Source organism: Streptomyces prunicolor, assembly GCF_045162825.1.
Lineage (GTDB): Bacteria > Actinomycetota > Actinomycetes > Streptomycetales > Streptomycetaceae > Streptomyces > Streptomyces prunicolor.
Genome location: NZ_CP108676.1, coordinates 1598632 through 1617187, shown reverse-complemented (window position 1 = coordinate 1617187; position 18556 = coordinate 1598632). Strand labels below are relative to the sequence as shown.

Here is an 18556-nt window from a genome sequence, read left to right as displayed (position 1 = left end):
TCAGTGGGCCGCGTCCGGTTCATGCGCGGTCACCGTGAAGTCGACGTCCTCGCCGACCGCCGACACCCCGTTGAACACGGCACTCGCGTGCAGCCGGTTGGCGCCGGCCGGCAGCGGGGTGTCCGGTGTGCACGACCAGGTGCCGTCGATGCGGGCGACACCCGCGCAGACCTTGTGCTCGGTGGCGTCCACGACACTCACTCGCGCCCCCGGATAGGAGGTCCCGGCGAGCCGCGCCGCACCGGACACGAAAGTGCCGCCCGCCGGTTCGGTCAGCGTCGGCCCGGGCATGCCGACGGTCACGGCGCAACTGCCGGACGCCCGGCGCGCTCCACCCGCGTCGGTCAGCACGACGGCGCACCCGGGCAGCCGCGTCCCCGGCACCGCCCGTTCGTCCACGGTGAGGACGAACGGATAGCCGCCGTCCTTCCACGAACCGGAAGCCGAGTCGCGCACATACGTGTACGAGCCGCTCGTACCGTCGGCGGTCACCGAGCCCTGGAACCCCCCGGCGTCGGCGAGCGGCGTCTCCGTGACCCGGGCCCCGACGGGCGCGGTCAGCCGCAGCGAGGACCCGGCCGGCAGGGCGGCACCCTTGTACCCGCTGATCCGCACCAGCCCGGACCGCCCCGGCACGATGGTCGCCCCACCGCCCAGCGCCCGTACGGAGGCCTCCCAGGAGTCGGTGCGGAGCGGCGCGGCGGCGGCGATACCGGGCGGGAGGAGCGCCGTACCGGCGATGAGCGCGGCGGCCAGGAGGACCAGCCGCCGTTGGAGGGGCGTCGGCGACGAGGGTCGGCAGGGGAACACGCGGTCGGTCATCGGGAGTCTCCGGGGGTCGTCTCGTCCGGGGTGCTGGTCGGGGCATCTCCCACCCCACACGCCCCACCGGCCTCGGCGAAAGGCGGGATGGGCGAACGGGTGAACGCGGGCGGGCTCGCGCACCCCGGCACGCCGGACAGACCGGGGTGAATCCCGTCGGCTCGTCCGGAACAGAGCGAACATGCATGCGTACGGCCCTCCGCCCGCCTACGCTCAGGCCGTGCTGCGCATCACCGACGCCCGAACCGGCGAGTCCGTCGAAGCCGCCCCCGCCCGCCGTGGCCTGACCAGGGTCGAGGCGCATGCGTCGGGCCTGACTCCCACGACACTACGAGTCCTCCTCCTCTCCGATCTCCTCGTACGCGCCCTCGAACTCGGCGGCACCCCCGTCTGGTCACTGCTCACCGGCGAGCACGAGCAGCCCGAACTCCGGGCCGCGGCAAGGGCATTGGGCATACGGCCCTTCGAGGACGGCGGAGACCTCGGCTCCGGACTCGGCGAGGCCCAGGTCCTCCATGTGGCGGCCGAGGGCGCCGAGCCGACCGGGGGAGTCCTGGTGGCCGTAGCCCCCGCCGATGCGCCCACGACCTCCGCCCCGGACCTCTCCGACCCGGCCGCGCTCCGTCTCGCCCTGCTCTCACACCCCCGTGACCTGCCGGTACGGCTCGACGCGGAGGTACTGGAGGAGGCGCGGGGGACGCTGGCGCACTGGCGTGGCTCGGTCGCCGACTGGGCGCGGCAGCCCTCGCGGCCGGTGCCCGACGAGGTGCGCGCGGAGCTGCGGACGGCCTGGGAGGACGACCTGGACGTGCCCGAGGTGCTGCGGGTGCTGCGCCGGGTGGAGACCTGGCCCGACCTGCCCGACGGCGCCCGCTTCGAGACGTACGCCTACGCCGACCGGCTCCTCGGGCTCGAACTCACCCGTGACATCGGGTCGTTGGCGTGAACGCCCGCGCCGGTGCCCGCCCGCTGCGCCGCCTGGTCGTGCTGCGGCACGCCAAGTCCGCCTGGCCGGAGGGAGTTCCCGACCACCAGCGCCCCCTCGCCCCGCGCGGGCGCCGCGACGCCCCGGCCGCGGGCATCGCACTCGCCGAGACCGACTCCCTGCCGGACCTCGCCCTGTGCTCCACGGCCGTACGGGCCCGCCAGACCTGGGAGTTGGCGTCCGCCGAGTGGGGCACCCCACCGCCGGTCCGGTACGAGCCGAGCCTGTACGCGGCCGACGTACCGGAACTCCTCGACGCCGTCCACCAAGTACCGCCCGAGGTCGAGACGTTGCTCCTGATCGGGCACAACCCCGGCCTGGAGGACCTGGTCCTCGAGCTCGCCGGCGACAGCCTCGACGACGCGCTCGACGAGGTCCGCGCGAAGTTCCCGACCTCGGCGATCGCGGTCCTGGCCTGGCACGGCAACACCTGGCGGGACCTCGCCCCGGGCACGGCCCTGCTGACGGGCGTGACCGTACCTAGGGGCAAGAAGACGTGAAGTGGGGCTGTGTCTAAGGGACTTGGAGGAACTCGCGAGGAGAGCCGAGGGGAGTCGGCCCCTGGCTACTCGTAGACCACGGCTGCTTGGAGCGCGTGGGCGAGGAAGGTCCAGTCACCGCCTGCTGGAAGCTCTTTGCCGAGGTTCTGATACCAGCCTGGGGAGTCGTGCACCCACGCGGCGAGGGCTTCCAGGAAGGTGGCGAGTGTGTTGTTCTCCCACGTATCGCCTTGCTGCAGAAAGTCCTGGTGCAGCTTGCGGACGAAAGCGGACAGCTCCTCGCGGCTGCGGATCTCATCATCTGGAGTAAGGGACATGCCGGCAAGTATCCGGTGCTCTCGGAGGACGGCCATCTGGTTGTCCACGTCGCCGTCGAAGAACCAAGCCTGCTGAGACCTTTTACCGGGCCACGACCGGCCGTTCACCCGACGTGCACGCGTGGCCGTCGCTCCGGGGCCGGTTCCGCGCGGCGCAGTACCTCGCGGGTGACCGGGGCGACCTCGCCGTCGCCGAAGACGAGGAAGCGGATCAGGTGGCTGACCGGGTTGCCCTCGGTCCAGGTGAAGTAGGCGTGGGGGACCTTGCCGGTGCGGTCGCGGAGGGAGAGGAGGACGGCGGCGATCGCGTTGGGCACCGTCGGTCCCTCGATGCGGAGTCGGCGTACGCCGTACTTCTCGTCGCCGTGCACGGAGATGTCCGCCGAGAAGTCCGAGGAGTTGTGGAGGAACACCTCCAGGAACAACACCGGCCCGCCGTCCGGGATATGGGTCTCCTCGCGCTGGCTGTACTCCTTGGCGCGGTACTCCCGCCTGCTGTGTTCCTGCGGCTCGTTCGCGATCAGCCGCAGTGGCCCGTGCTCTGCCGCCTCGTCGATGAAGCAGGCCGCGGTGTCGTCGAACGTGACTTCCACGGCGCGGAGTTCGAAGGCGCGGTGCACCCGCGAACCGAACGACGTCACCAGGATGAGGACGATGAAGATGCCCGCGATCTTGATGCCGTCGGGCCGTTCGATGACGTTCGTGACGAGCGTGTACGCGAACACGGCGGTGATCACCCCGAAGCCGAGCGTGGCCTTCCGGTGACCCCGCTTGTGCACGGTGACTGTGGACGCGAAGGCCGCCGACAGCATCAGAACCAGCACACCCGTCGCGTACGCACCGCTCTGCGCGTCGACGCTCGCGTGAAACCACAGGGTGATGACGATCGCCGTCACCATGAAGACCAGCACCAGGGGGCGCACCGCCCGCGTCCACTCCGGCGCCATGCCGTAGCGCGGCAGATAGCGCGGTACGAGGTTCAGCAGCCCGGCGAGCGCGGAGGCGCCCGCGAACCACAGGATCGCGATCGTCGAGACGTCGTAGAACGTGCCGAAGACCTGACCCAGATGCTCGTGCGCGAGATAGGCGAGCGCGCGGCCGTTCGCCGGGCCGCCCGTCTTGAACGCGCTCTGCGGGATCAGGATCGTCGTCGCCAGGCTGGACAGCAGCAGGAAACCGGACATGATCACGGCGGCCGTGGTGAGCAGCCTGCGGGTCTCGCGGATCCGGCCCGTCGGCTTCTCGTACGTGTCCGTCGGATCACCCTTGACCTGCGGCATCACCGCCACGCCGGTCTCGAAGCCGGACATGCCGAGCGCGAGTTTCGGGAACACGAGCAGCGCGACCCCGACCATCGCGAGCGGCGAGGAGTGCGCGGCCGTCATCGCGTCCGTCCAGTCGCCGATCTTCACCGGATGACTCAGCACCTCCCAGGCGGACACCGCGAGGACCACCACGTTGAGCGAGAGATACACGCCCACCAGCACCACGGCGATCCCGATGGCCTCTCGGAACCCCTTCAGGAAGACCGCGCCCAGCGCGCCGACGAGCGCCAGGGTGATCCAGGTGTTCTCGCCGTGCAGCCAGCCTGGCGCGAACGGGTTCTCCACGACGTGTGCCGCCGCGTCCGCCGCCGACAGGGTGACCGTGATCATGAAGTCCGTCGCCGCGAAGCCCAGCAGCACCAGGACGAAGATCTTCCCCGACCACCACGGCAGCAGCCGTTCCAGCATGGCGATCGACCCCTCGCCGTGCGGCGACTCGTGCGCCACCCGCCGGTAGACCGGCAACGCTCCGAGCAGCGTCAGCCCGATCAGTACGACGGTCGCCAACGGGGAGAGCAGTCCGGCCGCGAGGGCGGCGATGCCCGGCTGGTAGCCCAGCGTGGAGAAGTAGTCGACGCCGGTCAGGCACATGACGCGCCACCAGCGGTGACCCTCGTGCTCCGGGTTCGGGGTGGCGTGCGGGCCCGGATGCCGGGCGCTCTGCTCGCTCAGCCCGTCCAGGAGCCAGGCCCGGCAGCGCTCCGCGGCGGACTCGGGATCCCCGGACTCGGTGCTCTCCGTCGGGTCCACCTGCGCGCCGGCCATGCTGAGAACTCCCTGCGATCGGACGACCGTGCCCGGGGCCCGGGCAACGAGGAGCGAGTATCCACCACATCGTCACCCGCACCCGGACCGGGGGCGACCCCCGGCCCTGCGCATAGGCTGGCCGGATGCAGGACGAGTACCGCACAGTGGCCCGCCCGGGCGTGCACGAGACCGAGGTCAACCGCTCCCGCTTCCTGTGCGCCCTCGCCCCGGCGGCCACCGAACAGGAGGCCCAGGCCGTCATCGCCCGCGTCCGCAAGGAACACACGGACGCCACCCACAACTGCTTCGCCTACGTCATCGGCGCCGACGCCGCGATCCAGAAGGCGAGCGACGACGGCGAACCCGGCGGCACAGCGGGCGTCCCCATGCTCCACATGCTGCTGCGCCGCGACATGCGATACGTCGTCGCCGTCGTCACCCGCTACTACGGCGGCGTCAAGCTCGGCGCGGGCGGCCTGATCCGGGCCTACGGCGGCTCGGTCGGCGAGGCCCTCGACACCCTCGGCACGATCACCCGCCGCCGCTTCCGCCTCGCCACGGTGACCGTCGACCACCAACGCGCCGGCAAGATCCAGAACGACCTGCACGCCACCGGCCGCGAGGTACGGGACGTCCGCTACGGCGAGGAGGTCACCATCGAGATCGGCCTGCCGGACGCCGATGTGGACGCCTTCCGGGCGTGGCTGGCCGACGCGACGGCGGGGACCGCGGAGTTGGAGCTGGGCGGCGAGGCGTACGGGGACGCGTGAGCGCCGAACGTCCCTGACGCTGTGTCAGGGACCCCAGTTCCAGACCTGGTTGGAGCTGCCCGCGCAGCCGAAGGTCTGGACGGTCTGGCCGTCCTTCCCCGACCCGGAGGCCTCCGCGTCCAGACAGAAACCGTCCGGAACGCTGACCAGGGTCCCGGCGCTGCCCACTTGCCACCGTTGCGCGCTCAGCCCGTCGCAGCTCCTGGCACGGATCTTCGAGAAGTTCCGGCCGACCGTGTCGGCGTCGGCGTCCAGGCAGTAGTGGGTGCCCTCATTGACCACGAGGAACTGGGACACATGGCCGGGCACGCGGTACAGCGCCCATTTCTGGGCCGCCGTGCCATCGCATCCCCACACCTGCACCGCGCCCGCGTGGACGTCGAGGCATCGGGCGACATCCACGGTATGGACGCTCTCGGTGACGGTCACCGAACCGGACTGGACCGCCCCGCGTGGCGTGCCGTACAGCAGCGTCGCGGTCTGCGGATCGACCGTGCCGCTCGGGGTGGTGCCGGCCTCGGCCTGGAAGACCTTCACCGCGGCGACCGTCTCCGTGGTGTAGTCGCCGTCGACCGTGACGTGCAACCCGTAACCGGCAAGGAGGAGTTGGAGGGCCTTGACGCAGTCGCCGTGGGAGTGCGACGCGAGTTCGGCGACACAGGAGGAGAGCCGGATGTCGAGGTCCGCGGGATCGCGGGTGGCCGGCGCGGCCGACGGGCTCTGCGACGTCCCGCCCTTCGAGGCCGCCGCGCTCGGCGAACTGCCGGGCGCCGAGGGCGAGTTCCCCGGTGCGGCGGCCGCCGGGGGCGTGTTCGGCAGGGCGCCGGGCGGCGTCCCGGGGGTGTTGTGCCGCAGCAGGAGCAGCGTCGCGGTGATGCTGCCGGCGATGAGGAGGGCCGCCGCGGCGATGGCGGCCACGATCAACTTGCCGCGTTTTCCCAGGGTGTTGCCGTGTCTCCCGGCGGGGTTCGCGTGTTTCCCGGGGGCGGCGGGCGGGGCCGGGGGCGCTGCGGTGGGCCGTTCGCGTCCTGCCGGCCCATCCAGCCCATCCAGCCCATCCAGCCCTTGCACCCCTTCGAGCCGGTCGAAGCGTTCGGCGGGGGAGGGCCTGCGCCGCGAGGGAACCCGGGGCGGTTCGCCGACCGGTGCGGCCAGCTGGTGCCCGATGGCGGTCGTGAACACCGCCTCGGGTGGCGGCCGTAGCTCGGGGTCCTTCTCCAGGCAGGTGCGGATGAACACGGCCAGTGCCGGGTCGACGCCCGCGACCTTGTCGAGGACGTCCTCCCGGGGCGGGTCGAACGCCACCCGGTGCAGTACGTCGACGCCGGTGCCCTCGCCGAACGGCGCCTCCCCGGCGACGGCGTAGGAGAGCGTGGAGGCCAGCGAGAAGACGTCGGAGGCGGCCGTCACCTCCTGGCCGCGCACCTGCTCCGGGGACATGTAGGCGGGGGTGCCCACGTTCTGGCCCGTGGCGGTGATCGAGGTGCCGTCGCCGGCCTGGACGACGCCGAAGTCGATGACGCGGGCGCCGTCGGCACCCAGGATGACGTTGGACGGCTTGAGGTCGCGGTGCACGATCCCCGCGCGCCAGATCGCCTCGATCGCCCGCCCCACGTCGGCCAGCAACCGCCAGGCCGCCGCCGCGTCGACCGGCCCACGCGCGTCGACCAGCTCGGCGAGCGTGGGCCCGGGTATGTACTCGGTGGCGACCCACACCAGGTCCTCGTCGCAGCCGCTCCCCAACAGCCTTACGATGTGCGCCCCTTGGATCCGGTCCAGCGCGCCGACCTCGCGCTCGAAACGCCTGCGGAACAGCGGGTCCTCCGCGTACTCGGGCCGGATCACCTTGACGGCGGCCGGGCCCGTGGCGCCGGTGGCGTCGCGGCCCAGATAGACCCGGCCCATCCCGCCGCTGCCGAGCACCGACAGCAGCCGGTACGGGCCCGCCTGCCGGGGATCGTTCTTCCGCAGCGGTACCACGGGAGGCGGTTCCATCCCCGCTGCCGCGTAGGCCATCGTTTCGGACCGACCGCGGTACTCGACTGGCATGGGGACCCTGTGTCTCTCGCGTGGTGCGTGTGACGTGAGAGATTAGCGCAGCAGGTGTGTGGAACAGGGGAGTTGGGTCTTTCCCACAGCGAGTGGGCGCGGTTCCCGGCGGCCCCGGACTGCCGCCGGGAACCGCGCGCCCGTTCAGGAGGCGGACCGGACCTTCAGCCTGTCACTGCCTGTCGTCGACTCCCGCTGCGTGAGCGGAGTTCAGGGCGATGAAGTTGCCCGCGCCGGTGAAGGTCTGGCCGGCACCGGCGCGCGCCTTTGCGTTCCGCCAGGAGGACAGGGCGAGCAACGCCGCGACGAAGAACGCGCCCGAGGCGATGAGCGCCGAGATGTGCAGGCCGGAGACCAGGTCCCCGCGGCCCGCGATGAGGGAGGCGAACAGAGCGACACCGAGCGAGTTGCCGACCTGGCGTGCCACGTTGAACACCGCCGACGCCACGCCGGCGTTCTGCGCGGGGGCGGCCTGCACGATGGCGGCCGTCGCCGCCGGAACCGTGCTGGGGGTGGCGAGGCCCGTCGCGATCAGCGCGGGCAACAGCGCCCAGTAAGGGGTGTCCGAACCGGCGAGCAGCCAGCCCACGAACCCGACCGAGCCGAGCAGCAGGGCCCCGGTCATCGGCACGTACGGGCCGTAGCGCGCGGTCAGGCGGCCGGAGAGCGGAGCCGCGACGACGGCCGTGCACACCGTCGGCAGCAGGGCGAGACCGGCGCCGAGCGCGTCGTAGCCGCGCTCGTTCTGCAGGTAGAGCGTGGACAGGTAGAGCATGCCGTAGTAGCCCAGGTTGAGCAGGACGCCCACCGCGGCGGTGGAGGAGAAGCCGGGCGACCGGAAGAGCGACAGCGGCAGCAGCGGCGGCTTCGTCTCGATGCCACGGGCCTCCATGCGCCGCTCGGCCAGGACGAACAGGACGAGCGCGAGCAGGGCGAGGGCACCGGCGCCCAGCACCACCGGCGAGGTCCAGCCTTTGGTGCCGGCCTCGTTGAGCGCGGCGGCCAGCCCCATCACGGCGACGATGCCCAGGACCTGGCCGACCGGGTCCAGACCGCGTGCTCCTGCCCGGCCGGTGGGCGAGGGAACATTCCTGCGGGTCAGCCAGACGGCCAGCAGTGCGATGGGAACGTTGATCCAGAAGGCGGCGCGCCAGGTCAGGCCCGCCACCAGCAGACCGCCCACGAGGGGGCCGGCCGCGAACGCGATGCCGGAGATGCCGGCCCAGATCCCCAGGGCTTTGGCGCGCACCGCCGGAACCGGGTAGGAGGCGGTCAGCAGGGCCAGCGAGGTGGGCACCAGCAGGGCGCCGCCGGCACCCTGCGCGAGCCGCGAGGCGACGAGCGTGGCCGGAGTGGTGGCCAAGGCGCAGCCGATCGACGCCAGGGCGAAGACGCCGAGACCGCTGAGGAACACCTTCCGGTGTCCGAGCCGGTCGCCGAAGCCGCCGCCCATGAGCAGCAGGCCGCCGAAGACGGCGCTGTATCCGTCGACGACCCAGGCCATCGCCGAGGCACTGGCACCCACCGAGTCACGGATGGCGGGGACGGCGACGGTGACGACGGTGACGTCCAGCATGACCAGGAAATAGCCCAGGCTGAGGGCGATGAGCGGGGGCCATGACAGTCCCTCGGTCTCGGCGGGCGATACGGCGTCCGCCGCTTTCGTTCCGGTTGTCGTACTACTCATGCCGGTAATCCTCGACTCCCGACACTTAGCCGGCCGCCAAAGTGTGCTTGTAGCCTTGAGGGTATGGACGAGGCCTCAGAAGTCACAGACCGAGCCACGGACCGGACGGAGCCCGAACTGGCCCGCGCCGCCCGCCTGCTGGCCAGTCCCTCCCGGGCGCTGATGCTCAAGGCCCTGTCCGACGGCCGTCCGCTGGGGGTCACGGTCCTCGCCGCCGAAGGAGGGGTCAGCGTGCCGACGGCGAGCGTGCACCTCGCGCACCTGGCCGAGGCGGGGTTCGTGCGGGCCGAGCACTCGGGACGGCACCGCTACTTCCGGCTGGCCGGCCCGGACGTCGCCGCGGCTCTGGAAGCGCTGGCCGTCATCGCGCCTCCCGACCCCAGGCCGGTCACCACCCTGCGCGCCCACAGCCGGAACAACGCGCTGCGGAGGTCGCGCACCTGCTACGACCACCTCGCGGGTTCAGTGGGTGTCGGGCTCATGGGCGCGTTCGTCGACCAGGGGCTGCTGCGGCGGGAGAAGAGCGACTCCGCCGCCCGGCCCGACCAGCCCGCCTCCTACGGCAGGCAGACGACGTACCACTTGACCGCCCGCGGCACCGAGCGGTTCACCGGGTTCGGCATCGACGTGGACGAACTGGTCCGGGGGCGGCGCCCCGTGGTGCGCTACTGCGTCGACTGGAGCGAGCGGCGCCATCATCTCGCCGGTGCGTTGGGAGCCGGGCTGGCTGCCCGGTTCTTCGCCCTGGACTGGCTGCGGTACGGCGTCTCGCCGCGCGTGGTCCATCTCACCGACGCCGGCAAGGACGGGGTGCGGGACGCCTTCGGGATCGAGGTCGCCGACTGAGCCCGGCGCGGTACCGCGCACTCCGCGACCCGTAAGTCCGCGTCGGGCGGGACCGCCTCGGCCTGCCCGGCACGAGGTTAGTGGTGGACCAGAGGGCGGGATGCGTTAGCGTGGCGGGCGTTGACGGCGAGCCCTGTGCTGGTTCGTGCTGATTTCAGAGGCGCAGTAGGGGTGAACGTGCGGGTCCGAGTCGTTTCATGAGAATTCTGCACACCTCCGACTGGCACCTGGGCCGGGCGTTCCACCGCGTGAACATGCTCGGCGCCCAGGCCGACTTCGTGAGCCACCTCGTCACCACCGTGCGCGAGCACGCCGTGGACGCGGTGGTCGTGTCGGGAGACGTGTACGACCGGGCGGTGCCACCGCTGGCCGCGGTCGAGCTGTTCGACGACACCCTGCACCGGCTCGCCGACCTGGGTGTGCCCACGGTGATGATCTCCGGGAACCACGACTCGGCCCGCCGTCTCGGCGTCGGCGCCGGTCTGATCGACCGCGCGGGCATCCACCTGCGCACCGAACCGGCGGCCTGCGGGACGCCCGTGGTGATCCCGGACGCGTACGGCGACGTGGCCTTCTACGGGCTGCCCTACCTTGAACCCGCCCTGGTGAAGGCCGAGTTCGGGGTGGAGAAGGCCGGCCATGAGACCGTCCTCGCCGCCGCCATGGACCGCGTCCGCGCCGATCTCGCCGGCCGCGCGCCCGGCACCCGCTCCGTGGTCCTCGCGCACGCCTTCGTCACCGGCGGCGAGGCCAGCGACAGCGAACGGGACATCACCGTCGGCGGAGTCGCCGCCGTACCGTCCGGTGTCTTCGACGGCGTCTCCTACGTCGCGCTGGGCCACCTGCACGGCTCCCAGACCATCACCGAACGCGTCCGCTACTCGGGCTCCCCCCTCCCGTACTCCTTCTCCGAGGCCGACCACCGCAAGAGCATGTGGCTCATCGACCTGGACGCCGACGGAGCCGTCACCGCCGAGCGCCTCGACTGCCCGGTACCACGCGAACTGGCCCGGATCCGGGGCACGTTGGAGCACCTCCTCGACGACCCCGACCTCGCGCGGCACGAGGACGCGTGGGTCGAGGCGACACTCACCGACCCGGTGCGCCCGGCCGACCCCATGGCCCGGCTCACCGAGCGCTTCCCCCACACACTCAGCCTCGTCTTCGACCCCGAGCGCGGCCCCGACGACCCCGACGTGTCCTACGCCCGGCGCCTCGCGGGCCGCGACGATCGCGAGATCGCCGACGACTTCGTGGCCCACGTCCGCGGCGCCGGTCCCGACGAGGACGAACAGGCCGTGCTCCAGGAGGCGTTCGACGCGGTGCGCGCGGACGCGGTCGTACGGGAGGTGACGCCGTGAACGTGCGGCACGCGGGAACAAGGGGTCACCGATGAGGCTGCACCGGCTCGACATCACCGCCTTCGGGCCCTTCGGCGGCTCCCAGACCGTCGACTTCGACGAACTGTCCTCCGCCGGGCTGTTCCTCCTGCACGGGCCGACCGGCGCCGGCAAGACCTCCGTCCTCGACGCCGTGTGCTACGCGCTCTACGGCTCGGTGCCCGGTGTCCGCCAGTCCGGTCAGGGCATGACGCTGCGCAGCGACCACGCGGCGGCCGGCACCCGCACCGAGGTGCGGCTCGAACTGACCGTCGCCGGGCGGCGGTTGGAGCTGACCCGGCAGCCGCCGATGGAACGCCCCAAGAAGCGCGGCACCGGCAGCACCCTGGACAAGGCACAGAGCTGGCTGCGCGAGTACGACGCGAGCGCCGGCGCCTGGAAGGACCTCAGCCGCTCGCACCAGGAGATCGGCGAGGAGATCACCCAGCTGCTCGGCATGAGCCGGGAGCAGTTCTGCCAGGTCGTGCTGTTGCCCCAGGGCGAGTTCGCGCGCTTCCTGCGCTCCGACGCCGAGGCGCGCGGCAAGCTGCTCGGCCGGCTCTTCGACACCCACCGCTTCGCCGAGGTCGAGAAGCGGCTCGCCGATCGACGCCGTGCCACCGAGGCCCAAGTCCGCGAGGGCGACGCCGAGTTGCTGGCCGACGCGCACCGCATGCAGCAGGCCGCCGGCGACGCCATGGAGCTGCCGGACCTCGCCCCGGGCGAACCCGGCCTCGCCGACGCGGTGTTGAGCGCGGCGGCCGTCGCCCGCAGCACCGCACGCGAACAACTCGCCGTCGCGCGCAGTGGACTCACCGCCGCCGAGTCCGCCCAGGCCGCCGCCGATCGCGAGCTTGCCGACGTGCGTGAACTGGCGCGCCTGCAACTGCGGTTCACGCAGGCGCGGGAGCGGGCCACGCTCATGGAGCAGCGGGTCGACGGCTATCGGCAGGCGCAGGCGCGGATGGAGCGGGCCCGGAAGGCGGAGGCGGTGGCGCCGGCGCTGGAGCTGCGGGAGGCCGCCGACACCGAGCACCGGGACGCCGCCCGGGCCGAGTCACGCGCGCGGGACCTGTTGCCGGACACCTTCGCGGGCGCCGGTGCGGCTGGGCTGGTTGCCGCCGCCCGCCGGGCCGCCGAGGAACTGGGCGGACTCGAGTCGGCCCGCCGCGCCGAGCAGCGCCTCACCGAACTCGGCGTGGAGCGCGCCGAGTTGGACCGGCAGGAGCGCGCCGACGAGGACGTACGGCAGGAGGCCGAGGCCTGGCTCGCCGAGTGGGACACGACCCGCGCGGGACTTCAGACGCGGATCGAGTCGGCGCAGGAAGCCACCACCAGGGCCGAACAGCTCGGCGTGCAACGCGAGCCCGCCGAGCGGCGCCTCGGGGCGGCCCGGCAGCGGGACCAGTTCGCCGGTGACACCGAGGACGCCCAGCAGCGAGTGCTCGCCTGCACCGAACATGCATTGACGGCCCGCGCCCACTGGCTCGACCTCAAGGAACAGCGACTCAACGGCATCGCCGCCGAACTCGCCGCCCATCTCACCGACGACGCACCCTGCGCCGTCTGTGGAGCCACCGAACACCCCGCCCCCGCACGCAAATCCGCCGGACACGTCGACCGTGCGACGGAGGAACAGGCCCTCACCGCCCACCAGCGCGCCGAGGACCAGCGCACCGAGGCCGAGCGGCGCCTGGGCGTCGTACGGGAAGCACTGGCCGCTGCCACCGCCGAGGCGGGGGACACGCCGACCGGTCAACTCGCCGACGAGGTCGCGGAGTTGGGGCGGCTCTACGAGCAGGCACGCCGGGACGCGTCCTGGCTGCATCCCGTCACCGAGGAGCTGCGCCAGGCCGAGCAGGAGTGCGAGCGGCGGACCAAGATCCAGCAGCAGGCCGCGGTCCGGGCCGCCTCCCGTACCACCCTGCGCGACACCCTTGACCGCGAACGGTCCTCCCTGGAGGGCGAGTTGGCGCAGTCCAGGGGTACCGCCGACAGTGTGGCCGCGCGCGCCGCCCAACTGGAGCGGCAGGCCGCGCTGCTCACCGACGCGGCCGAGGCCGTTCGTGCCGCCGAGGACACCGCGCAGCGACTCAAGGACGCGGACGCCCGGCTCGCCGACGCCGCGTTCCGCGCCGGGTTCGACACCCCGCAGGCGGCGGGGGACGCCCTCCTCGACGACACCGCCCATCGTGAACTCCAACGGCGCCTGGACGCCTGGCAGTCGGAGGAGGCCGCCGTACGGGCCGTCCTGGCGGAGACCGACACAGCGGCAGCCGCGCAGCAGGCGCCCGCCGATCTGGATGTGGCGGAGCGTGCCGCGACCGCGGCCGACCGGCGGACCCGGGACGCGGCCTCCGCGCGCGACGCGGCGGGCCGGCGCTGTGCCGAACTCGACCGGCTCTCCGCCCGATCGGCCGCCGGGGCACGTCAACTCGCCCCGCTGCGCGAGGAGTACGACCGGGTGGCCCGCCTCGCCTCCCTCACCGCCGGCACCTCGGCCGACAACGAACGCCGGATGCGGCTGGAGTCGTACGTCCTCGCCGCCCGCCTGGAACAGGTCGCCGCCGCCGCGACCGTACGGCTGCAGCGGATGTCGTCCGGGCGGTACACCCTCGTGCACTCCGACGACCGGGCCGGGCGTGGCCGTAGCGGACTCGGGTTGCATGTCGTCGACGCGTGGACCGGGCGGGAGCGGGACACGGCGACGCTGTCCGGCGGTGAGACGTTCTTCGCGTCGCTCGCCCTCGCGCTCGGGCTCGCGGACGTGGTCACCGACGAGGCCGGCGGGGTCCGGCTCGACACGCTCTTCATCGACGAGGGCTTCGGCAGCCTCGACGAGCAGACCCTCGACGAGGTCCTCGACGTCCTCGACTCCCTGCGCGAACGGGACCGCAGCGTCGGCATCGTCAGCCATGTCGCCGATCTGCGGCGGCGGATCCACGCGCAGCTGGAGGTCGTGAAGGGGCGGGACGGGTCGGCCGTACGGCAGCGCGGTCAGTGAGGTCGGTCAGGTCGGTGAGATCAGCGAGATCAGTGACGTCAGTGGCCCAGGGGGCGGCGGGGGAGTGGTGAGGAGTAGACGACGCTGGTGGTGACCGAGCCCAGGGCGCCGATCCTCCCCGACACCTCCTCCAGGTGGCGCATCGAACGGGCCGCGACCTTGATCATGAAGCAGTCGTCGCCCGTGATGTGATGCGCCTCCAGGATCTCCGGCGTCGCGGCGACCAGGTCGTGGAAGGGCTTGTAGTTGCCGTTCGGATAACGCAGCCGCACGAACGCCAGGATCGGCAGGCCCAGCCGCTCCGGGTCCACGACCGCCGCGTATCCCTGGATCACCCCGACCTCCTCCAGTCGCCGCACCCGCTCGGTGACCGCGCTCGCGGACATGGACACGGCCCGCGCCAGCTCGGCGAAACTGGCCCGGCCCTCCCGCTGGAGGACTTCGAGAATGCGCCAGTCGGTGGCGTCCGGGGTGTAAGCGGAATGCACGGTCATGCCCGAGGAATAGCAGGGGAATCCCCGGCGGATCAAGAGGTACGCCGGGGATCGCCCCTTCAGTGGGCTGGTCCGCGACCGTAGATTTTTGGCGCAAGGACACCTCGGGACCCCCGGGACACCTCGGTGAAAGGCCGGACCATGAGCAGCAGTGCCGTCGTCAACCCTGTTCTGCGGGTCGCGCCCGCCGCGCCCGCGGCAGCCGCCGCCCACTTCCGCGCGAGCCTCGCCTTCCACGCCGACGTCTCCGACGTGGCCGCCGCGCTGGCGACCGGCGGGGATCCCGGTTTCGCCGTCCTCGACTCACGCTCCACCGAGTCGTGGGACCAGGGCCACGTTCCCGGAGCGGTCCACCTCCCCACGGCGCTCATCCCGGCGCGGGCCGAGGATCTCCTCGACAAGTCCGTGCCGGTCGTGACCTATTGCTGGGGTCCGGGCTGCAACGGCGCCACCCGGGCCGCCCTCGCGCTCGCCGAACTCGGGTACCAGGTCAAGGAGATGCTCGGGGGCTTCGAGTACTGGGTGCGTGAGGGCTTCGAGTTCGAGACGTGGGAGGGACGTGAGCGGGGTGCGACCGATTCGTTGACGGCACCGGTGGGCGCGGCCGACTGCGGCTGCTGACTGCTGACGGATGTCCTTCAACTGGGCATCCTGGAAGGCGAGTTCGTACGCCGACTGCCTATGCTCGGGTCTCCCGAACCACGAACATGTGGGATGGCTGTGCGTGTAGGTTCTGCCCATGGCGCATTACGCGGAGCCGGGTACGGCGGTGCAGTGGGTGGAGTCGGGCGGCGGGCCGCTCATAGCGGTGCCGGAGACGGTGCTGCCGTTCTGGGCCGGAGCCGACGGCGATGAGCTGGCCTCGGACTACGACCGGGCGTGCGAGGTCGGTGGATACGCGGGCCTGCTGCCCGTGGGGGACAGCGCGGCGCTGGTCCTGGGCGAGGATCCCGCGTCGACCGCCTTCCTGCCGGAACACGGCACGTTCGTACGCTGGTGTGCCGCGAACTCCGAGGACGAGGTGCTGGCCGGCCTCCCCGCCGCGCTCGCCGGCGCGACCTGGGAGAACGAGGTGCAGTGGGACGTACCCGGCCCGGTCGTCCTGTTCGACTCGGCGTGGCCCGGGCGGGAGTCGGAGGGCACGGAACATCTGAAGGTCGACCTGGAGCCGGGGCGTTACGCGGTCCGCGCGGGGCAGGCCCAGCCGGGTCCGGAGACGTGGCTGGGGCTTGTTCAGTTGCGGCGGCTCCCGAACTGATCGTGCGGTGAGGGGAGTTGCGGGCGGCTGCGTTCCGAACTGACCGCAGAGTGAGGGGAGTTCTCGGCGGCCGGGTCCCGAACTTCCGGACCCGGCCGCCGATGCGTCACTTACGTCGGAGGTGTGTCACCTGCGTCGGAGGTGCGTCAGAGCTGCGACAGCTCGTCCACCAGGTCGTCCAGCCCCAGCGAACCCTGCGACAGTGCGGCCATGTGCCAGGCCTTCAGGTCGAAGGCGTCGCCGTACCGCTGCCGTGCGTTCTCGCGGCCCAACAGCCAGGCGCGCTCGCCGAGTTTGTAGCCGATGGCCTGGCCGGGGATCGTGAGGTAGCGGGTCAGTTCGCTCTCCACGAAGTCCGCCGGACGACTGCTGTGCGCGCCGAAGAACTCCTGGGCCAGCTCCGGCGTCCACAACTCACCGGGGTGGAACGGTGAGTCCGCCGGGATCTCCAGCTCCAGATGCATGCCGATGTCGACGATGACCCGGGCGGCCCGCATCATCTGCGCGTCGAGATAGCCGAGCCGCTGCTCCGCGTCCTCCAGGAAGCCCAGCTCGTCCATCAGCCGCTCCGCGTACAGCGCCCAGCCCTCGGCGTTGGCGCTGACCCCGCCCACGGTGGCCTGGTAGCGGGAGAGGTTCCCGGCGACATGCGTCCACTGGGCGAGCTGGAGGTGATGACCGGGGACGCCCTCGTGGTACCAGGTCGACACGAGATCGTAGACCGGGAACCGGGTGCGGCCCATCGTCGGCAACCAGGTGCGGCCCGGACGCGAGAAGTCCTCCGACGGCGGTGTGTAGTACGGCGCCGCCGCGCCGCCCGCAGGGGCGATGCACGACTCCACCTTCCGTACCCGCTCGGCGAGTTCGAAGTGCGTGCCGTCCAGATCCTCGATCGCCTTGTCCATCACGCCCTGCAGCCACACGCGGACCTCTTCGACGCCCTCGATGTGCCGGCCGTGCTCGTCGAGGTGCGCGAGCGCCACCCACGGGGTCGCGGCGCCGGGCAGGATCTTCTCGGCCTCCCGCTTCATCTCGGCGAGCAGCCGGTGGTACTCGGACCAGCCGTACGCGTACGCCTCGTCGAGATCGAGGTCCGTACCGTTGAAGTAGCGAGACCAGCGCGCGTACCGTTCCCGGCCCACCGTGTTCGGCGCGCTTTCGATGGCCGGCGCGTACACCTCGCGCATCCAGTCCCGCAGTTCCACCACGGCCGCGGTCGCCGCACGGGCGGCCTCGTCCAGCTCGGCGCGCAGGGAGTCGGGGCCCGCCGAGGCGAAGTCCTCGAACCAGCCGCGCCCCTGGCCGTCCGTGTCCGACCACTCGGTGAGCTGACCGATGAAGGTGTCGGTCGGGCGCGGACCCGCGAACAGCTTGTGGTCCAGGCCCAGTTGGAGGGACTCGCGGTAACCCGCCAGCGCGGTCGGCACCGCACGCAGCCGCTCGGCGATCGCCGTCCAGTCCTCGTCGGTCTCGGTCGGCGTCACCGTGAACACCTCGCGCACCGAGTGCGCGGGCGTGGCCATGTTGCCGACCGCGCGCAGGCCCTCCTCGGCCTCGTGCACGGCGAGTTCGGCGCTGAGCCGCTCGCGCAGCAGGCGCGCGCAACGGCGCTCGCTGTCACTGTCCGCGCCGGGCCGGCGCTCTGCCTCGTCGAGCTTCGCGAGGGTCGCCCGCTGAAGCTCCGCGAGTCGTTCCTGACCTGCGGGGGAGAGATCGGGCAGGCGGCTCGAACTCTCCTTCACGCCGAGATACGTACCGGTGACCGGGTCGAGGGCGATGAGGTCGTCGACGTAGGCGTCGGCGACCTGCCGGGGCAGCGGAGTGTTGGTCTGCGACATGGGGACCATCCTCATACGCGGAACTTCTCCGCGTCACCCCGATTCAGCTACGGGCGTGGCAAGCGGTAGCAAGGGCCCGCAGTCCCACTGCTGGAAGATCAGCCGGGTCTCCACACGGGCCACTTCGCGCTGCGATGTGAACTCGTCCAGGACCAGCCGCTGCAGATCCGCCATGTCCGCGACGGCCACATGGACGACATAGTCGTCGGGACCGGTCAGATGGAACACGGTCCGCGACTCCGGCAACGCCCGGATCCGCTCCACGAACGGCCCCACCAACTCCCGCCGATGCGGCCGCACCTGCACCGACAGCAACGCCTCCAGCCCACGCCCCAACTTGGCGGGATCAAGCCGCAGTTGATGCCCGAGGATCACCCCGGCCCGGCGCAGCCGCGCCACCCGGTCCAGACACGTCGACGGCGCGACCCCCACCTGCGCCGCGAGCTCGCGATACGTCGCCCGGGCGTCGTTCTGCAGCAACCGCAGCAGATGGAGATCCACCGGATCCAGTACGACAGATTCGGTCATTCATCGA

General features: G+C 72.0%; 16 protein-coding genes. 8 read left to right on the top strand and 8 right to left on the bottom strand.

Features of this window, described 5'->3' with window-relative positions; translation table 11 throughout:
* Positions 1 to 822 (bottom strand): carboxypeptidase regulatory-like domain-containing protein, encoded by an 822-nt coding sequence (locus OG588_RS07295; protein ID WP_405946572.1) that lies wholly within the window; start codon positions 820 to 822, stop codon positions 1 to 3.
* A gap of 181 nt (positions 823 to 1003) precedes the next feature.
* On the opposite strand from OG588_RS07295, the gene OG588_RS07290 reads away from it, so the two are divergent.
* Positions 1004 to 1768, top strand: coding sequence for a hypothetical protein (locus OG588_RS07290; RefSeq protein ID WP_405946571.1), 765 nt, complete (start codon positions 1004 to 1006; stop codon positions 1766 to 1768).
* A complete protein-coding gene (locus OG588_RS07285) occupies positions 1765 to 2307 on the top strand; it encodes a SixA phosphatase family protein (protein ID WP_405946570.1) in 543 nt (180 codons plus the stop codon). The genes OG588_RS07290 and OG588_RS07285 overlap by 4 nt, the downstream gene beginning before the upstream one ends.
* A gap of 65 nt (positions 2308 to 2372) precedes the next feature.
* On the opposite strand, the gene OG588_RS07280 is transcribed toward OG588_RS07285, so the two are convergent.
* Together OG588_RS07280 and OG588_RS07275 are read right to left on the bottom strand one after the other, a co-directional pair.
* Positions 2373 to 2624, bottom strand: coding sequence for a hypothetical protein (locus OG588_RS07280; RefSeq protein WP_405946569.1), 252 nt, complete (start codon positions 2622 to 2624; stop codon positions 2373 to 2375).
* A 104-nt stretch (positions 2625 to 2728) separates the two neighbouring features.
* Complete coding sequence (locus tag OG588_RS07275) at positions 2729 to 4714, bottom strand: amino acid transporter (RefSeq protein ID WP_405946568.1); 1986 nt, start codon at positions 4712 to 4714, stop codon at positions 2729 to 2731.
* A 125-nt stretch (positions 4715 to 4839) separates the two neighbouring features.
* On the opposite strand from OG588_RS07275, the gene OG588_RS07270 reads away from it, so the two are divergent.
* A complete protein-coding gene (locus OG588_RS07270) occupies positions 4840 to 5466 on the top strand; it encodes a YigZ family protein (RefSeq protein ID WP_405946567.1) in 627 nt (208 codons plus the stop codon).
* Positions 5467 to 5490: 24 nt separating this feature from the next.
* Here the strand turns inward: OG588_RS07270 and OG588_RS07265 are convergent, their stop codons facing one another.
* Both OG588_RS07265 and OG588_RS07260 read right to left on the bottom strand, forming a co-directional pair.
* Complete coding sequence (locus OG588_RS07265) at positions 5491 to 7446, bottom strand: protein kinase domain-containing protein (protein ID WP_405946566.1); 1956 nt, start codon at positions 7444 to 7446, stop codon at positions 5491 to 5493.
* Between the two features lie 241 nt (positions 7447 to 7687).
* A complete protein-coding gene (locus OG588_RS07260; protein ID WP_405946565.1) occupies positions 7688 to 9202 on the bottom strand; it encodes an MFS transporter in 1515 nt (504 codons plus the stop codon).
* Between the two features lie 63 nt (positions 9203 to 9265).
* Between OG588_RS07260 and OG588_RS07255 the strand changes: the two genes are divergently transcribed.
* From OG588_RS07255 to OG588_RS07245, 3 genes are all read left to right on the top strand, one after another.
* A complete protein-coding gene (locus OG588_RS07255) occupies positions 9266 to 10048 on the top strand; it encodes an ArsR/SmtB family transcription factor (RefSeq protein WP_405946564.1) in 783 nt (260 codons plus the stop codon).
* Between the two features lie 197 nt (positions 10049 to 10245).
* Positions 10246 to 11409, top strand: a complete 1164-nt coding sequence (locus tag OG588_RS07250; protein ID WP_405946563.1) for an exonuclease SbcCD subunit D — start codon at positions 10246 to 10248, stop codon at positions 11407 to 11409.
* Positions 11410 to 11440: 31 nt separating this feature from the next.
* Positions 11441 to 14431 carry an AAA family ATPase gene (locus OG588_RS07245; protein ID WP_405946562.1) on the top strand — a complete coding sequence of 997 codons (2991 nt, stop codon included), beginning with the start codon at positions 11441 to 11443 and terminating at the stop codon, positions 14429 to 14431.
* A gap of 38 nt (positions 14432 to 14469) precedes the next feature.
* On the opposite strand, the gene OG588_RS07240 is transcribed toward OG588_RS07245, so the two are convergent.
* Complete coding sequence (locus tag OG588_RS07240; RefSeq protein ID WP_405946561.1) at positions 14470 to 14925, bottom strand: Lrp/AsnC family transcriptional regulator; 456 nt, start codon at positions 14923 to 14925, stop codon at positions 14470 to 14472.
* A 141-nt stretch (positions 14926 to 15066) separates the two neighbouring features.
* Here OG588_RS07240 and OG588_RS07235 point away from each other — a divergent pair, with 141 nt between their 5' ends.
* Positions 15067 to 15546 carry a rhodanese-like domain-containing protein gene (locus OG588_RS07235; protein ID WP_405946560.1) on the top strand — a complete coding sequence of 160 codons (480 nt, stop codon included), beginning with the start codon at positions 15067 to 15069 and terminating at the stop codon, positions 15544 to 15546.
* Positions 15547 to 15664: 118 nt separating this feature from the next.
* Positions 15665 to 16183 (top strand): immunity 21 family protein, encoded by a 519-nt coding sequence (locus tag OG588_RS07230; RefSeq protein WP_405946559.1) that lies wholly within the window; start codon positions 15665 to 15667, stop codon positions 16181 to 16183.
* 146 nt (positions 16184 to 16329) lie between these two features.
* Here OG588_RS07230 and OG588_RS07225 read toward each other — a convergent pair whose 3' ends face one another.
* Both OG588_RS07225 and OG588_RS07220 read right to left on the bottom strand, forming a co-directional pair.
* A complete protein-coding gene (locus OG588_RS07225; RefSeq protein WP_405946558.1) occupies positions 16330 to 18021 on the bottom strand; it encodes a DUF885 domain-containing protein in 1692 nt (563 codons plus the stop codon).
* Positions 18022 to 18054: 33 nt separating this feature from the next.
* Positions 18055 to 18549 carry an Lrp/AsnC family transcriptional regulator gene (locus OG588_RS07220; protein WP_398997977.1) on the bottom strand — a complete coding sequence of 165 codons (495 nt, stop codon included), beginning with the start codon at positions 18547 to 18549 and terminating at the stop codon, positions 18055 to 18057.
* Between the last annotated feature and the right edge of the window lie 7 nt (positions 18550 to 18556).